Source organism: Sporosarcina sp. ZBG7A (assembly GCF_000813425.1).
Classification (GTDB): domain Bacteria; phylum Bacillota; class Bacilli; order Bacillales_A; family Planococcaceae; genus Sporosarcina.
In genome coordinates, this window is record NZ_JWIB01000008.1 from 97,336 (window position 1) to 111,094 (window position 13,759).

General features: G+C 41.0%; 17 protein-coding genes. All 17 read left to right on the top strand.

The features are described from left to right. The first annotated feature begins 60 nt into the window (after window positions 1-60). The 17 genes from fliF (at window position 61) to fliP (ending at window position 13,753) form a co-directional block, all read left to right on the top strand. Window positions 61-1,659 (top strand): flagellar basal-body MS-ring/collar protein FliF, encoded by a 1,599-nt coding sequence (fliF, locus tag RL70_RS02880; RefSeq protein WP_039041918.1) that lies wholly within the window; start codon window positions 61-63, stop codon window positions 1,657-1,659. Window positions 1,660-1,672: 13 nt separating this feature from the next. Beyond that, window positions 1,673-2,686, top strand: coding sequence for a flagellar motor switch protein FliG (fliG, locus tag RL70_RS02885; protein WP_039041919.1), 1,014 nt, complete (start codon window positions 1,673-1,675; stop codon window positions 2,684-2,686). Then, a complete protein-coding gene (gene fliH / locus RL70_RS02890; protein ID WP_052245738.1) occupies window positions 2,679-3,452 on the top strand; it encodes a flagellar assembly protein FliH in 774 nt (257 codons plus the stop codon). The genes fliG and fliH overlap by 8 nt, the downstream gene beginning before the upstream one ends. A 2-nt stretch (window positions 3,453-3,454) precedes the next feature. Beyond that, entirely contained in the window at window positions 3,455-4,786 is a 1,332-nt protein-coding gene (gene fliI, locus RL70_RS02895) for a flagellar protein export ATPase FliI (protein WP_039041920.1), read from the top strand. Next, window positions 4,783-5,235: a flagellar export protein FliJ gene (gene fliJ / locus RL70_RS02900; RefSeq protein WP_039041921.1), complete on the top strand. Its 453-nt coding sequence runs from the start codon at window positions 4,783-4,785 to the stop codon at window positions 5,233-5,235. Before fliI ends, fliJ begins: the two co-directional genes overlap by 4 nt. 4 nt (window positions 5,236-5,239) lie before the next feature. Then, window positions 5,240-5,845, top strand: a complete 606-nt coding sequence (locus tag RL70_RS02905) for a MotE family protein (protein WP_052245739.1) — start codon at window positions 5,240-5,242, stop codon at window positions 5,843-5,845. A gap of 45 nt (window positions 5,846-5,890) precedes the next feature. Further along, window positions 5,891-7,171, top strand: coding sequence for a flagellar hook-length control protein FliK (locus RL70_RS02910; RefSeq protein ID WP_039041922.1), 1,281 nt, complete (start codon window positions 5,891-5,893; stop codon window positions 7,169-7,171). A gap of 3 nt (window positions 7,172-7,174) precedes the next feature. Continuing rightward, a complete protein-coding gene (flgD, locus tag RL70_RS02915; protein ID WP_039041923.1) occupies window positions 7,175-7,822 on the top strand; it encodes a flagellar hook assembly protein FlgD in 648 nt (215 codons plus the stop codon). 22 nt (window positions 7,823-7,844) lie between these two features. Then, window positions 7,845-8,219, top strand: coding sequence for a TIGR02530 family flagellar biosynthesis protein (locus tag RL70_RS02920; RefSeq protein WP_039041924.1), 375 nt, complete (start codon window positions 7,845-7,847; stop codon window positions 8,217-8,219). 100 nt (window positions 8,220-8,319) lie between these two features. Beyond that, the gene (gene flgG, locus RL70_RS02925) at window positions 8,320-9,114 is read left to right on the top strand and encodes a flagellar basal body rod protein FlgG (RefSeq protein ID WP_039041925.1); all 795 of its coding nucleotides are present in this window, start codon (window positions 8,320-8,322) and stop codon (window positions 9,112-9,114) included. Window positions 9,115-9,191: 77 nt separating this feature from the next. Continuing rightward, the gene (locus RL70_RS02930; protein ID WP_039041926.1) at window positions 9,192-9,413 is read left to right on the top strand and encodes a flagellar FlbD family protein; all 222 of its coding nucleotides are present in this window, start codon (window positions 9,192-9,194) and stop codon (window positions 9,411-9,413) included. Next, complete coding sequence (gene fliL, locus RL70_RS02935; RefSeq protein ID WP_039041927.1) at window positions 9,403-9,831, top strand: flagellar basal body-associated protein FliL; 429 nt, start codon at window positions 9,403-9,405, stop codon at window positions 9,829-9,831. The genes RL70_RS02930 and fliL overlap by 11 nt, the downstream gene beginning before the upstream one ends. A 37-nt stretch (window positions 9,832-9,868) precedes the next feature. Further along, window positions 9,869-10,870: a flagellar motor switch protein FliM gene (fliM, locus tag RL70_RS02940; protein WP_039041928.1), complete on the top strand. Its 1,002-nt coding sequence runs from the start codon at window positions 9,869-9,871 to the stop codon at window positions 10,868-10,870. Further along, window positions 10,863-12,032, top strand: a complete 1,170-nt coding sequence (gene fliY / locus RL70_RS02945) for a flagellar motor switch phosphatase FliY (protein ID WP_039042002.1) — start codon at window positions 10,863-10,865, stop codon at window positions 12,030-12,032. The genes fliM and fliY overlap by 8 nt, the downstream gene beginning before the upstream one ends. Window positions 12,033-12,050: 18 nt before the next feature. Continuing rightward, window positions 12,051-12,413, top strand: coding sequence for a response regulator (locus tag RL70_RS02950; protein WP_025785037.1), 363 nt, complete (start codon window positions 12,051-12,053; stop codon window positions 12,411-12,413). Further along, complete coding sequence (locus RL70_RS02955) at window positions 12,394-13,095, top strand: flagellar biosynthetic protein FliO (protein WP_156137878.1); 702 nt, start codon at window positions 12,394-12,396, stop codon at window positions 13,093-13,095. Before RL70_RS02950 ends, RL70_RS02955 begins: the two co-directional genes overlap by 20 nt. Then, entirely contained in the window at window positions 13,088-13,753 is a 666-nt protein-coding gene (fliP, locus tag RL70_RS02960; RefSeq protein ID WP_039041930.1) for a flagellar type III secretion system pore protein FliP, read from the top strand. Before RL70_RS02955 ends, fliP begins: the two co-directional genes overlap by 8 nt. The last annotated feature ends 6 nt before the right edge of the window (window positions 13,754-13,759 follow it).

Below are 13,759 nucleotides of genomic sequence, written 5' to 3' on the forward strand. Positions count from 1 at the left end.
AAAATATGGCGTTATTCATTAGATTGAGTACGGATGACGTTTGCCGACCGGAGGATCAGAATGAAAGAGAGATTGACAAAGATCAAAAACGACTTACAAGCGTTTTGGTCGAACCGGACAAAAAAACAGAAAATCTTGTACATTAGCATTGCTGCTTCAATTCTCATTGTTGCAGCACTTCTTACTTTCTTCCTATCTCGTACGACGTTTGTTCCGTTATACAAAGACCTATCTCGGTCGGATATTGGTAGAATAAAAGAAGAGTTAGATGCACAAGCAGTGCCGAACCAAATCGCACCAGGTGGTACCTCTATACTAGTACCTGCAGAGCGAGTGGATGATTTACTTGTTTCGATAGAGTCTCAAGGTCTAGCAAATTCAGGAAAAATCGACTACTCGTTTTTCTCTGAAAACGCAGGTTTCGGAACCACTGATAATGAGTTCAATATGATTAAGCTTGCAACGATGCAAAATGAACTTGCGAAACTAATCACTGGAATTGAAGGTGTGCAGGACGCCAAAGTAATGATTACTCTTCCTACTCAAGGGGTCTTCGTTAACGAAGATGTTCAAGCAGCGAGTGCTTCCATTGTCCTGCAGACAGAACCTGGTCAGCAGTTCAGTGAGCAACAGATCAAAGGGCTGTACAACTTGATCTCTAAAAGTATTCCGAATTTATCTCCGGAAGATATCGTAGTGATGAACCAGTACTTCGAATACTATGATTTGAACCAAGAGAATAATCAGTTCGGTTCAAATGTTGCAGATCAGATGACAATCAAGAAATCGATTGAACGTGATCTGCAGCGTCAAGTTCAAATGATGTTAGGATCCATGATGGGGCAAGATAAAGTCGTAGTATCGGTAACGACGGATATCGATTTCCAACAAGAAAAACGTGAAGAAAATCTTGTTACACCGGTTGACGAAGAAAGCATGGAAGGAATAGCACTTAGTGTACAACGTATAACAGAAACATTTACGGGTGATGGTGCTGTGCCAGGTGGTATCCCTGAAGGAGAAGATCCGACCGATAACCGAACAACAATTGTTGAAGGATCCACTGGTAGTGGCGATTATGAACGAGTGGAAGAGACAATTAATAACGAAGTGAATCGTATTCGTAAAAACATTGTCGAAAGTCCTTATAAAATTCGAGATATTGGTTTACAAGTAATGGTTGAACCACCAACTGCGGATGACCCTGGATCTTTAGAACCGGGTGTTGAAGATGACATCAAACAAATTCTTGAAACGATTGTACGTACGTCTATCGACAAAGTTTCTGCAGGAGAACTGACTGAAGAACAACTAGCCGAGAAAATTGCAGTATCGATTCAACCGATTCGCGGTAAACAAGCTGATTTCGATGCAGAACGAACCGTTATTCCTTGGTGGGTTTATGTTGTAGGTGGAGTGCTTGTCCTCGTAATAATTGTGTTAGTTATTCTTTATGTTAGAAAACGACGTAAAGATAAGGCACTAGCATTAGAAGAAGCACGCGCACTGGAGGAGCAATTGGAAGCAATTGAAGTCAGTGATATCAATGGTGAAGTTGAGACTGAAGGAACCTTACGTAGAAAACAACTTGAAAAAATGGCGAAAGAAAAACCGGAAGAATTCGCGAAATTGCTACGCACTTGGATAGCAGAGGACTAAGGAGAGGTCAGACATGGTAAAAAAAGATAAAGATATGTCCGGGAAGCAAAAGGCAGCTCTCCTTTTGATCTCTCTCGGTCCTGAAGTTTCCGCTGCGATTTACAAGCATTTAACGGAAGAAGAAATTGAGCGCTTAACACTCGAAATCTCCGGAGTCCGGAAAGTAGAGTCTGTCGTTAAAGAAGAAATCATTGAGGAGTTTCATAATATTGCCCTTGCTCAAGATTATATTTCTCAAGGCGGTATTGGATATGCTAAAACAGTTCTCGAGAAAGCGTTAGGCAAAGAGCACGCACAGGCAGTTATTAACCGATTGACTTCTTCTCTGCAGGTTCGTCCGTTTGATTTTGCTCGAAGGACTGAGCCAAGCCAGATTTTGAATTTTATTCAAAATGAGCATCCACAAACGATTGCACTCATTTTGTCCTACTTGGAATCGGAGCAGGCAGGTATGATTCTTTCTTCCTTACCGCAAGAAATGCAAGCAGATATCGCTAAACGGATTGCGACGATGGAATCTACTTCACCTGAAGTCATCAGTGAAATTGAGGCTGTGCTTGAACGTAAACTTTCTTCGACTGTTACGCAAGATTACTCGGATACAGGTGGCATAGATGCGGTAGTTGAAGTTCTTAATGGAGTGGATAGAGCCACTGAGAAAACCATCCTTGATGCACTCGAGATTCAGGATCCTGAACTTGCAGAAGAAATCAAAAAGCGAATGTTTGTCTTCGAAGATATTATTACGCTCGATAACCGGTCAATTCAACGTGTCATCCGTGATTGTGAAAATGAAGATCTCATTCTTTCTATGAAAGTATCCAGTGAAGAAGTTAAAGACATACTCTTCAAAAATATGTCTCAGCGCATGGCCGAGTCGTTTAAAGAAGAGATGGATGTCATGGGACCAGTCAGACTTCGTGATGTTGAAGAAGCGCAATCCCGTATTGTTGCGACAATACGTCGTCTAGAAGATGCGGGCGAAATTATTATTGCACGCGGTGGAGGAGATGATGTGATTGTCTAATATTTACAGACCTGGCTCGAACCAAATGGCAGGTGTGAAGAAGATTGGGATTCGCAGTCTCCAGACTGTTACGGACAACGAAGAAGCTGCAGCGGCTCCACAGATGAATTTAGCAGAGATTATTATGGAGCGAGACCGTTTAATGAATGACGCACGTACTCATTCGAGTATTGAAAAAGCTGCAATTGAACAAATGCGTGTAACAGCTCATGATGATATTGATGCGATGAGAAATGCTTGGGAAGCTGAAAAAGCAGTTCTCCAACAACAAGCATATGAAGAAGCGTTCCAAGTAGGATTTGAAGAAGGAACGAAAAAAAGTATTTCAGATATGCAAGGTACAATCAACCATGTCAATGAAACGATCGAGGTTGCACAAAAGAATGGTCAGTCCTACTTGGATCATCAAGAGCGATTGATCTTAGAAATTGCAATGAAATCTGCAGAACGCATTCTCGGTCAGGCGCTAGAGGAAAACGCGGAGTTGTATGTCTCTATTGTGAAGCGAGGCTTGAAAGAGGCTCGTGAAATGCGTGAAGTGAAAGTGTATGTATCTCCTGAATACTATAAACTCGTTTCAGATAGCCGAGAAGAACTAGCTTCGATTTTTCCGCCTGACGTACCGATACTTATTTTTGTGAATGATGAGTTCGAAAGTACAGAGTGTTACATCGAAACGAATCATGGCAGAATCGTCGTGAGTGTTGATGAACAGTTAAATGAGATGAAAGAGCGCCTTGTGGAACTATTGGAAAGCGAGGGCTGATCATGAATAAAGCTGAAGAACTTTCGAATAAAATATCTAGTGTCAAAACGTTTAAGAAGTATGGTCGTGTCGCAAGGGTCGTTGGTTTAATGATTGAGTCTAAAGGGCCGGAAAGTTCAATCGGTGATTTATGTATCATCCATTTAAATCCGACAAGCACATCAGAATCAAAAATTTTAGCCGAAGTGGTTGGTTTCCGTGAAGAAATAGTCATGTTGATGCCTTTTACAAATGTAACTGAGATTTCGAGTGGTTGCTTAGTGGAAGGAACAGGGAAGCCGCTTGAAGTAAAGGTCGGTATGAATTTGATCGGTAAAGTACTTGATTCGATGGGGAATCCCATTGACCAATCGTCACTACCAAAAGGGCTTGCAACAGTTCGAACGGAGCAAAACCCTCCCAACGTTTTAACTCGACCGACCATTAATGACAAATTAGCAGTCGGCGTTAAAGCAATTGACGGAATGTTGACAGTAGGTAGTGGTCAGCGAGTAGGGATTTTTGCTGGTTCAGGTGTAGGGAAAAGTACACTACTCGGTATGATTGCACGAAATACAACAGCCGATCTAAACGTCATCGCACTCATCGGGGAGCGTGGTAGGGAGGTTCGCGAATTTATCGATAGAGATTTAGGTTCTGAAGGGTTAAGTAGGACGATAGTCGTTGCTGCAACTTCTGACCAACCTGCGCTTATGCGTATAAAAGGCGCGTTTACGGCGACAGCTATCGCAGAATACTTCAGAAATAAGGGCATGAATGTCATGCTCATGATGGACTCCGTGACACGTGTTGCAATGGCTCAACGAGAAATTGGACTGGCTGTCGGAGAACCTCCTGCAACAAGAGGATACACGCCTTCCGTTTTTGCAATTTTACCTAAGCTGCTTGAACGAAGTGGTACGAACGAATTCGGAGCGATAACTGCGTTCTATACAGTCTTGGTCGATGGCGATGATATGAATGAGCCAATCGCGGATGCGGTTCGAGGAATTTTGGATGGTCATATCGTGTTAGATAGGACGCTTGCGAACAAAGGCCAATATCCTGCTATAAACGTATTGAAAAGTGTCAGTCGACTTATGAATCACATTGCTGACCCAGAGCATGTGAAAGCTGCAGAGAAACTACGTGAATTGTACTATACGTATGATAAGTCAGAAGACCTTATCAATATAGGTGCATACAAACGAGGGACTTCAAAAGAAATCGACCAAGCTATCGAATACGAACCGCTCATTACAAAATTCCTTAAACAAGGGTACAAAGACAATATTTCGATGGAAGAAAGTATTGAAGAGCTGATTGCGCTCGCTACTGGGGGCGGTCATACGTGAAGTCCTATCACTATCGTTTCGAGAAAGTCCTAACGTTTCGGGAGCAGGAAAAGAATGAGACGGAGTCTGCATATAAGGAATCCGTTGAAACATTTGAAACGATTGCTACTGAACTTTATGATCTTTTGAAAAAGAAAGAGAATGTTTTAGTAGAGCAACAAGAAAAGATGATAAAAGGATTTGCGGTGAATGAAATTCATCACTATGCTAGATTCATTGAAAGCTTAGAAATGAAAATTAACTCTGTGCAACAACGAGTCATTCAAGCACGGGGCAAGATGAACTGGTATGAAGAGCGCTTGCTCGATAAAACGATAGAAGTGAAGAAATACGAAAAAATGCGGGAAAAAGATCGGGATGCTTTTCAAGATGAAATGGAACATAAAGAAGCAGAACGGTTGGATGAGCTATCGACACTGAAATTCCGCAAAAATGAAAATGGGTGGTAAGCCGGTGAAACGAAAAAAGAATAAGACCCCAGACTCGTTTAAAGAAGAGCGTAAGGCAGGTAGTTTCTTTCAGATGTTGCTTGCGTGGTTTGTAATTCCGCTTATTTTTGCGATTGCTGTTCTGCTCATTATTGCAAAAGTTGCAGATGTAAATGTAGTTGAAAAAGCAAAGGAATGGACAGCTACTGTTCCAGTGCTTGAGCAGAAAAAACAAGACTCTTCAACAAAAAAAGACAAAAAAATATTAGAAGAGCGTGTCGTTGCTATGAAAGAAGAATTGAAACAAAAAGAACAACAACTTATGGGAATTCAAGAAGACTTGAAAAAGTCCAACGCGAAAAACGAAGAACTTGTCTTAGCGCAAGAAAAATTGCAAGCGGAAATTTTAGTTATAAAGAGAACGAATGATGATTCAAAAAAGGAAATTGGACAGCTTGTCTCGACTTTTGAACAAATGTCTGCAAAATCAGCTGCGCCTGTTATTACAGAGATGGACGATGCCCGGGCTCTTCAACTTTTGTCCCAAATGAAAGCAAATACGCTGGCTGCTATTCTCGAAAAAATGTCTGCGAAAGATGCCGCTAAATATACTGCTCTTTTAGCAAAATGATGATATAATCATAAAGTAATAGATTTTATCTAAGGAGGTGAAAAAATGAATGTTGGTTCAATGCCAATGGCAATGATATCACCAACTGCTGTAGCTGGAAATGCAATTCGATCTTCTGGAGATCCAGGCGGAAAATTTGGTTCAGTGCTTGCGGGAATGACGAAAAGTGTTGAAACAGCGAAAACTTCACCTTCGAGCGATCAGTTAGGTTCATTAACTGAAACAATAGGTAATATCTTTTCTGCTTCAAATGTCGAAGATCTTGCTGCAGCGCTAGAAGAACTAACTGGAATTCCACAAGAAGATATTTTAAATGGTCTTGGTAAGCTGGGACAAGCTAGTCCTCTTGAAGAATTGGGTAGGGCTTTAGAAATTGACCCTACAGAGCTAATGGAAACAATCAGTTCAATGTTAGAAGAAGCAGGCGTTTCGAAAGAAGAATTAGCGGAGGTTATGTATTCTAACGATCTCTGGACTCTTTTAAATGTCGTAAACGCACATGCATCAAAACTATCTAGTTCACTAGAAAGTATGCTGAATAGCAAGGATCAATTAGTTCAACAACAAGCTACAAATGTTTTAGCTTTACTAAAAACTGTTGAAACTGTGCTGCCGACAAGAGACTTGCTCGGATGGCAACAAGGTAGTTTGATGCAGTTGAGTGGACAGTTGAAAGGTATTCATGATAATGAAGCCATTCCAAAAACGATTGTTAATAGAAATGAGACTCAAGTTCAAACAGCTTTCGTGAATACGATGGTAAATGTGACAAAGAATAGTCAAGAACAGGCATCTAATGAAGGAAAAAGCGAGCAAAATCAATCGCAACTTCTTCAAAATACGGGTGTTCAACCGATAGTATCTAGGAATGTTTTTTCATTAGAGACTCAAGAAGCACGACCGACCAGTCAATCTGAAGCGTTGCTTGCAAAATTACAAGGACTTTTTAAACAAACGAACTTTGGTCAACAGGGTGGCACAAATCGTTTGTTAGTCAAGCTGAATCCAGAACAACTTGGTCAAATTCGTATTGAGCTTATTCAAATTAACGGTGTTATGACTGCTAGGATACTTGCTTCAACAGCACTCGGAAAAGAGATGCTCGACAGCCAACTACATCAATTAAGACAGTCATTTAACCAGCAAAACATTCAAGTAGATCGGATTGACGTAACACAAGCTGTTCAAGATCCATCGAGAAATGATCGCAGTCAGAACTTTAACCATCAACAGTTCAAAGGGAATGACAGCGAGCAAGAACAACAAGAGCATGAACATGATGAACAACAATCATTCCAAGAATATTTGCTTGATGTGGAGGTGTAACAAATGGTAGATGGGCAACAACCTATAAAAGAATCCATGTATCTCATGAACAAACAACGGGATGAAAGGAAAACCGGTCAGGGGACTTTAGGAAAAGACGATTTCATGAAGCTACTGATTGCACAGTTGCAAAACCAAGATCCTACAAACCCGATGAAAGATAATGAGTTCATTGCACAAATGGCGCAATTTTCGGCACTGGAACAAACAATGAATCTCACGAAAGCTTTTGAGAAATTTGCAGAATCCCAAAACCAAAGCCAGTTGATTCAATACAATTCTTTTGTTGGAAAAGAGATTAAGTGGCATAAAGTTGCTGAAGAACCTGACGAGGACGGTAAGCCTGTCATTACAGAGGGTACAGGGACAATAACATCTATTAAATATGTAAATGGATCTGTAGTATTCACGATGGATGATGGTCAAGAATTGTCGCCGGGGAACATTTCAGAAGTACTATCAGGTGATATGAATTCCAATAGTCTAGTAGAAGCCAGCATGCTAATCGGAAAAACAGTAGGTTATCTAGATGGTGAAACCGAAAAGACGGGAACAGTTACATCAGTTTCTAATAAAGATGGGAAACTTTTGTATATTCTCGATAACGGAGAAAAGATTGAAGGTAACAAATTCACTTCAATAAGCAAATAACTAGTTAGAACGGAGCGATTGTATGGAACAGCTCAACATTCAGCGTCTCCAATCGCAGCCGCACATACGACCCGGACAATTGAAACAGTCCGTACCCAAACAGTCATTCGTCGAACAACTGAACAACGCGCTTACACCACAACCGTTGAAAGTCAGTAAACATGCGACAGAACGTCTGACGGAACGGAATATCTCGATTTCTGAAGCTGAATGGGCTCATGTCACGGACAAAGTAAACGAGGCAAAAGCGAAAGGAATTCGCGACTCACTCGTACTGATGGACCAAGCTGCACTGATCGTCAGTGCTAAAAACTCTACAGTCATTACTGCGATGGATCGTAAAGAAGCAAAAGATCAGCTTTTCACGAACATTGATGGAACAATTATCTTAAGCTAACAAACGAACAACTGGCAGGACCTTGTGAAATGAGGATGCCACCGCACTGCCGACCGACAGAGGCAGATGCACTCTACAATCCGAGAGGGGAAAACACATTATGTTACGCTCAATGTACTCAGGAATTTCAGGACTCAAAAACTTTCAAACGAAACTAGACGTGATTGGTAACAATATCGCAAACGTTAATACGTATGGCTTTAAGAAGGGGCGTACGGTTTTTAAAGATTTGTATTCTCAAACTGTGGCGGGAGCTAGTGCACCAGGTGGAAATCGTGGAGGAGTTAACCCTAAGCAAGTGGGCTTGGGTTCACAACTAGCTACTATTGATACTCTTCACACCGCAGGTTCTACTCAGTTCACAGGTAATACACTAGATTTGGCAATTGAGGGTGATGGTTTCTTTGTTGTAAAAGATGGAACAAAAGATGTTTATACAAGGGCCGGAAATTTTTATATGGACCAAAACGGAGACGTAGTTGATGGTGACGGAAGGTACTTACAGAAAACTGGAGGTGGGAAAATCACCATTCCTCCTACTGCGACTAGCATGTCAATCGGTCAAAATGGTTCTGTTACGTATGTTCCTGACACAGGTGGCAACCCAGTTGAAGTGGGAATTATTAATATTGCTAAATTTAATAATCCTGGAGGACTTAATAAAGTGGGCGGTAATATCTTTGAAGCCTCAACCAACTCAGGGCCAGTCATTCCTGGAGCTCCTCAATCAGGTGGTCGTGGTACTATCAAATCCGGCTCCCTAGAAATGTCCAACGTCGACCTTTCTGAAGAATTCACAGAAATGATCGTAGCTCAACGTGGTTTCCAAGCAAACACAAGAATTATCACAACATCCGATGAAATCCTTCAAGAACTCGTTAACTTGAAGCGATAATCAATATAGCATACAGCAACACATAATTTGCTCGTTAAAGGAGGGTCGGGCCGGCTCTTGTGCCTGGCCCTTTACATATGATACAAGTAACACGCTTAAACGGAGCTGCATTCCATTTAAATGCTCTCTACATAGAAAAAGTAGAATCGTTTCCCGATACGACGATCACGTTAACGACGGGAACGAAATACGTCGTCCTCGATCCTATCGATACCGTGAACGAACGTATCATTAACTTCTATCAATCTGTTCAACTACTGTCGAACCCACATTTGAGAGGTGAAAAAGATGAAGAATAAAATATTGACAATTTCTCTAATCATTTTAGTTTGTATTACTCTCGTTGGTGTTGTGGGACTCATTTTAATGATGCAACTGAACAAAGGTGACGCTGCGGATAAAGAACCTTCCATTGATGAGATTATCGAATCATCCGTAGACATTCCAGAAATCACAACTAATTTGAATGGAAGACAATTTATCCGGATTTCATTAAAAATCCAAACTAGCAATAAAAAAGCAGCAGAGGAACTTACGAAACGTGACTTCCAAGTGAATAACATCGTCATCCAGGAGCTTTCCGAAAAGACGGCTAAAGACTTCGAAGGAAAAACAGGGAAGCAAGCTTTTGAAGATGCCATAAAAGCTCAGCTGAATCCTCTCATGAAAGAAGGAAAGATTGAGAAGGTATATATCGTTTCCTATATTATTCAGTAATGGTTCGACCAATTCAGAGTGAGAAGGAGGTGGCCAAATGTCGGGAGATATCTTATCTCAAAATGAGATAGACGCACTACTGTCCGCCATTTCAACAGGGGAAATGACAGCGGACGAAATTAAAAAAGAAGATGAAACTAAAAAAGTAAAAGTATATGACTTCAAGCGGGCATTACGATTTTCTAAAGACCAGATTCGTAGTTTGACGAGAATTCATGAAAACTTTGCACGATTGCTCACTACTTATTTTTCAGCTAAATTACGTACTTATATTCAAATCAATGTGGCGTCAGTTGACCAAATTCCTTTTGAGGAGTTCATTCGGTCGATCCCGAACATGACGCTCCTCAATATTTTTGAAGTCCCACCACTTGAAGGGAACATCATCATGGAGGTCAACCCGAATGTCGCATATTCTATGCTGGAACGACTGATGGGTGGCTATGGTGAGAGTTCAGGGAAAATTGATAACATGACAGAGATTGAAACGAAAATCCTGACAGGGCTATTCGAGCGTTCCTTTGACAACTTACGTGAAGCTTGGTCGAATATTGCCGACATCGATCCGTTTCTAGCTGAAATGGAAGTGAATCCGCAATTTCTTCAGATGATATCTCCGAATGAGACGGTTGTTGTCATTTCGTTCAATATTGTAATCGGTGAATCAAGTGGAATGATTAACATCTGTATTCCTCATGTTGTTCTCGAGCCAATCGTACCGAACCTTTCTGTAAGGTATTGGATGCAGACGAATAAGAAAGAACCGACACCTGAGCAAAGTATAGTGTTGGAAAAAAGAATTAAAAAGGCTGACCTACCGGTTGTTGCGAAACTCGGTGAAGGAGCTATGACAATTGAAGACTTATTGTATTTACAACTTGGCGATTGTATCGAACTGGATACCGCATATGACGCGCCACTTACTATAGAAGTAAGCGGCATTCCTAAATTTACCGCACAACCTGGCCATTTGAGAAATCGTATGGCTGTCCAAATACTTGATACCCTGATTGGAGGGGATGACGAAGATGATGAGTGACAATATCCTTTCACAGGAAGAAATAGAAGCTCTATTACGTGGAGAATCCATAGATACTGGAGCTGAAGCGGAGCAGGAGATGCAAGGTATTTCAACAGACGATTATCTCGATGAAATGGAGCAAGATGCTCTAGGGGAAATTGGGAATATTTCATTTGGAAGTTCAGCAACAGCGTTATCTAGTTTGCTAGGTCAAAAAGTTGAAATCACGACACCTGCGATTTCTGTAATTGATCGAAATGATCTTGAAACAGAATTTGTTCATCCATATGTCGCAGTAGGCGTTGAATATACAGTTGGACTAAGCGGAACAAATTTACTTGTCATCAAGCAAAGTGATGCTGCTATAATTGCTGATCTGATGCTTGGTGGAGATGGGCTATCACCGGATGAAGATTTGGGCGAGATTCATCTAAGTGCTGTACAAGAAGCGATGAACCAAATGATGGGCTCTGCTGCAACTTCGATGTCGACAGTGTTCAATAAAAAAGTAGATATTTCACCACCGACGATTGAGTTACTAGATGTCCAAAAAGATAAAGGCACAGGAAGCATACCAAACGAAGATTTACTCATACGTGTATCATTCAACTTAAAAGTGGGTACTCTCATTGATTCGAATATTATGCAACTGTTTCCTTTAGGTCTCGGTAAAGAGCTAGTTTCGTCTTTAGTCGGAAATTCGACGGCAGAAGCAGCGCCAACAGTTGCAGAACCAGCACCACAGGCGGTACCACAACCTGAACAGCCTCAGCAAGTTCAGCAGCAACAAACTGCACAACAACATTCAGGCTATAACGAAACACAGCAATTGCCACCACGACAGCAACAAAATCAGCATGCGAATGTACAGCAAGCGCAGTTTGCGAGTTTCGAATCACCATCTTTGAGTCAAAACGAAACTTCTAATTTAAACTTATTGCTAGACATTCCGTTGAAAGTTACAGTTGAGTTGGGCCGTACGAAGCGATCTGTTAAGGAAATATTGGAAATGTCGAGCGGATCTATTATTGAACTCGACAAATTAGCAGGAGAGCCTGTCGATATTCTCGTGAATAACAGACACATTGCAAAAGGTGAAGTTGTTGTTATAGACGAAAACTTCGGTGTTCGGATTACGGACATCTTAAGTCAAACAGAACGGTTAAATAATTTACGATAAACCTTGGAGGTCATGGAAATGTCAAAACGTATTTTAATAGTGGACGATGCAGCATTTATGCGAATGATGGTAAAAGATATTCTATCAAAAAATAATTTTGAAGTAGTTGGAGAAGCTGCAGATGGTGTTCAAGCAGTCGAAAAGTATTTCGAATTAAAACCAGACCTTGTAACAATGGATATTACTATGCCGGAAATGGACGGAATCGCAGCGTTAAAGGCGATCAAAGAAAAAGATCCGAATGCGACAATTATTATGTGTTCAGCAATGGGGCAGCAAGCAATGGTAATTGACGCGATTCAAGCAGGTGCAAAAGACTTCATTGTGAAGCCATTCCAGGCAGACCGGGTTGTTGAAGCAATTGAAAAAGCACTTAGCTAAATTCCAGACGTTTGCAGTCATTTCTATGCTGTTGCTTGTAACACTTTGCATAGTTTCTAGTGTGACTCCTTTGACTGTCCAGGCAGCAACAGATTCATCGGTAACAGACTACCTTAATAAAAATAATGAAAAAGATGGATCACCTGCTACAGAAAGCAAGACTCCTGAAGAAGCAGATTTGAGTCGCAATCCGTCACCGGTCGGTTTAACTGCATGGGATTATATTAAGACACTTTTAGCTCTTGCGTTTGTCATTGCCTTGATTTATGGCATGGTGAAGTTCATCAACACGAGAAATCGTGTGACTCAACATGGCAAGCTCATGCAAAACATGGGTGGCTTGTCACTTGGCCAGCAGAAGTCGATTCAATTAGTGAAAATTGGTGAGCAGTACTTCCTGATTGGTGTTGGGGATGATGTACAGCTGCTAAAAGAACTTTCGAATCCAGAGGAAATTGCGCAGCTGGCTGCCTATTACTCTGAAGAAGATGAAGTCCTTCAACAAAGTCTCGTAATGAAACTTGTGAATGGATTGAAAAATCGAAAGACCAACCCTTATCAGAAACAAGAAGAACCAGACGATTTCGGTAAACTGTTTAAACATAAGTTGACTGAAGTCGAGAACGAGAGGAAACGTCAGCTCGATCAACTGACGGAGAAGGAGCGCAATCGGAATGAATGACTTTATGCAATTTTTTTCGGATAGTGATCCGGGTGCAGTATCGACGTCCGTAAAGATGCTTCTTCTATTGACCGTTCTATCCCTAGCTCCAGCGATTCTGATCCTGATGACATCGTTCGCCAGGATCATTATTGTTTTATCGTTTGTCCGTTCAGCGTTGGCAACCCAACAAATGCCACCAAACCAAGTTCTTATAGGACTAGCTCTGTTTTTAACTTTTTTCATTATGGCGCCTACATTCCAACAAGTGAACGATGACGCTTTGAAACCGTTGTTTGCAGAAGAAATATCATTAGATGATGCCTACGAAAAAGCTAGTGTACCTTTCAAAGAATTTATGGGAAAACATACGCGGCAAAAAGATTTGGAGTTATTTTTAAGATATAACAACGCAGATCGACCTGAAACGATGGAGGACATTCCATTAACAATGATGGTTCCTGCTTTTGCATTAAGTGAGATAAAGACAGCCTTCCAGATGGGATTCATGATCTTTATTCCATTTCTGGTCATTGATATGATTGTTGCTAGTATTCTAATGTCAATGGGTATGATGATGCTACCACCGGTAATGATTTCATTGCCATTTAAAATATTGTTATTCGTACTAGTGGATGGCTGGTATCTGATAGTTAAATCACTGCTGCAAAGCTTTTAGGAGGGG

What these genes read in the sequence shown, in the direction of transcription:
- fliM (WP_039041928.1), top strand. Translation starts at nt 9,869, where the DNA reads ATGTCGGGAGATATCTTATCTCAAAATGAGATAGACGCACTACTGTCC.
- flgD (WP_039041923.1), top strand. Translation starts at nt 7,175, where the DNA reads ATGGTAGATGGGCAACAACCTATAAAAGAATCCATGTATCTCATGAAC.
- RL70_RS02920 (WP_039041924.1), top strand. Translation starts at nt 7,845, where the DNA reads ATGGAACAGCTCAACATTCAGCGTCTCCAATCGCAGCCGCACATACGA.
- fliL (WP_039041927.1), top strand. Translation starts at nt 9,403, where the DNA reads ATGAAGAATAAAATATTGACAATTTCTCTAATCATTTTAGTTTGTATT.
- fliG (WP_039041919.1), top strand. Translation starts at nt 1,673, where the DNA reads ATGGTAAAAAAAGATAAAGATATGTCCGGGAAGCAAAAGGCAGCTCTC.
- RL70_RS02950 (WP_025785037.1), top strand. Translation starts at nt 12,051, where the DNA reads ATGTCAAAACGTATTTTAATAGTGGACGATGCAGCATTTATGCGAATG.
- RL70_RS02910 (WP_039041922.1), top strand. Translation starts at nt 5,891, where the DNA reads ATGAATGTTGGTTCAATGCCAATGGCAATGATATCACCAACTGCTGTA.
- fliP (WP_039041930.1), top strand. Translation starts at nt 13,088, where the DNA reads ATGAATGACTTTATGCAATTTTTTTCGGATAGTGATCCGGGTGCAGTA.
- flgG (WP_039041925.1), top strand. Translation starts at nt 8,320, where the DNA reads ATGTTACGCTCAATGTACTCAGGAATTTCAGGACTCAAAAACTTTCAA.
- fliF (WP_039041918.1), top strand. Translation starts at nt 61, where the DNA reads ATGAAAGAGAGATTGACAAAGATCAAAAACGACTTACAAGCGTTTTGG.
- RL70_RS02930 (WP_039041926.1), top strand. Translation starts at nt 9,192, where the DNA reads ATGATACAAGTAACACGCTTAAACGGAGCTGCATTCCATTTAAATGCT.
- fliY (WP_039042002.1), top strand. Translation starts at nt 10,863, where the DNA reads ATGAGTGACAATATCCTTTCACAGGAAGAAATAGAAGCTCTATTACGT.
- fliI (WP_039041920.1), top strand. Translation starts at nt 3,455, where the DNA reads ATGAATAAAGCTGAAGAACTTTCGAATAAAATATCTAGTGTCAAAACG.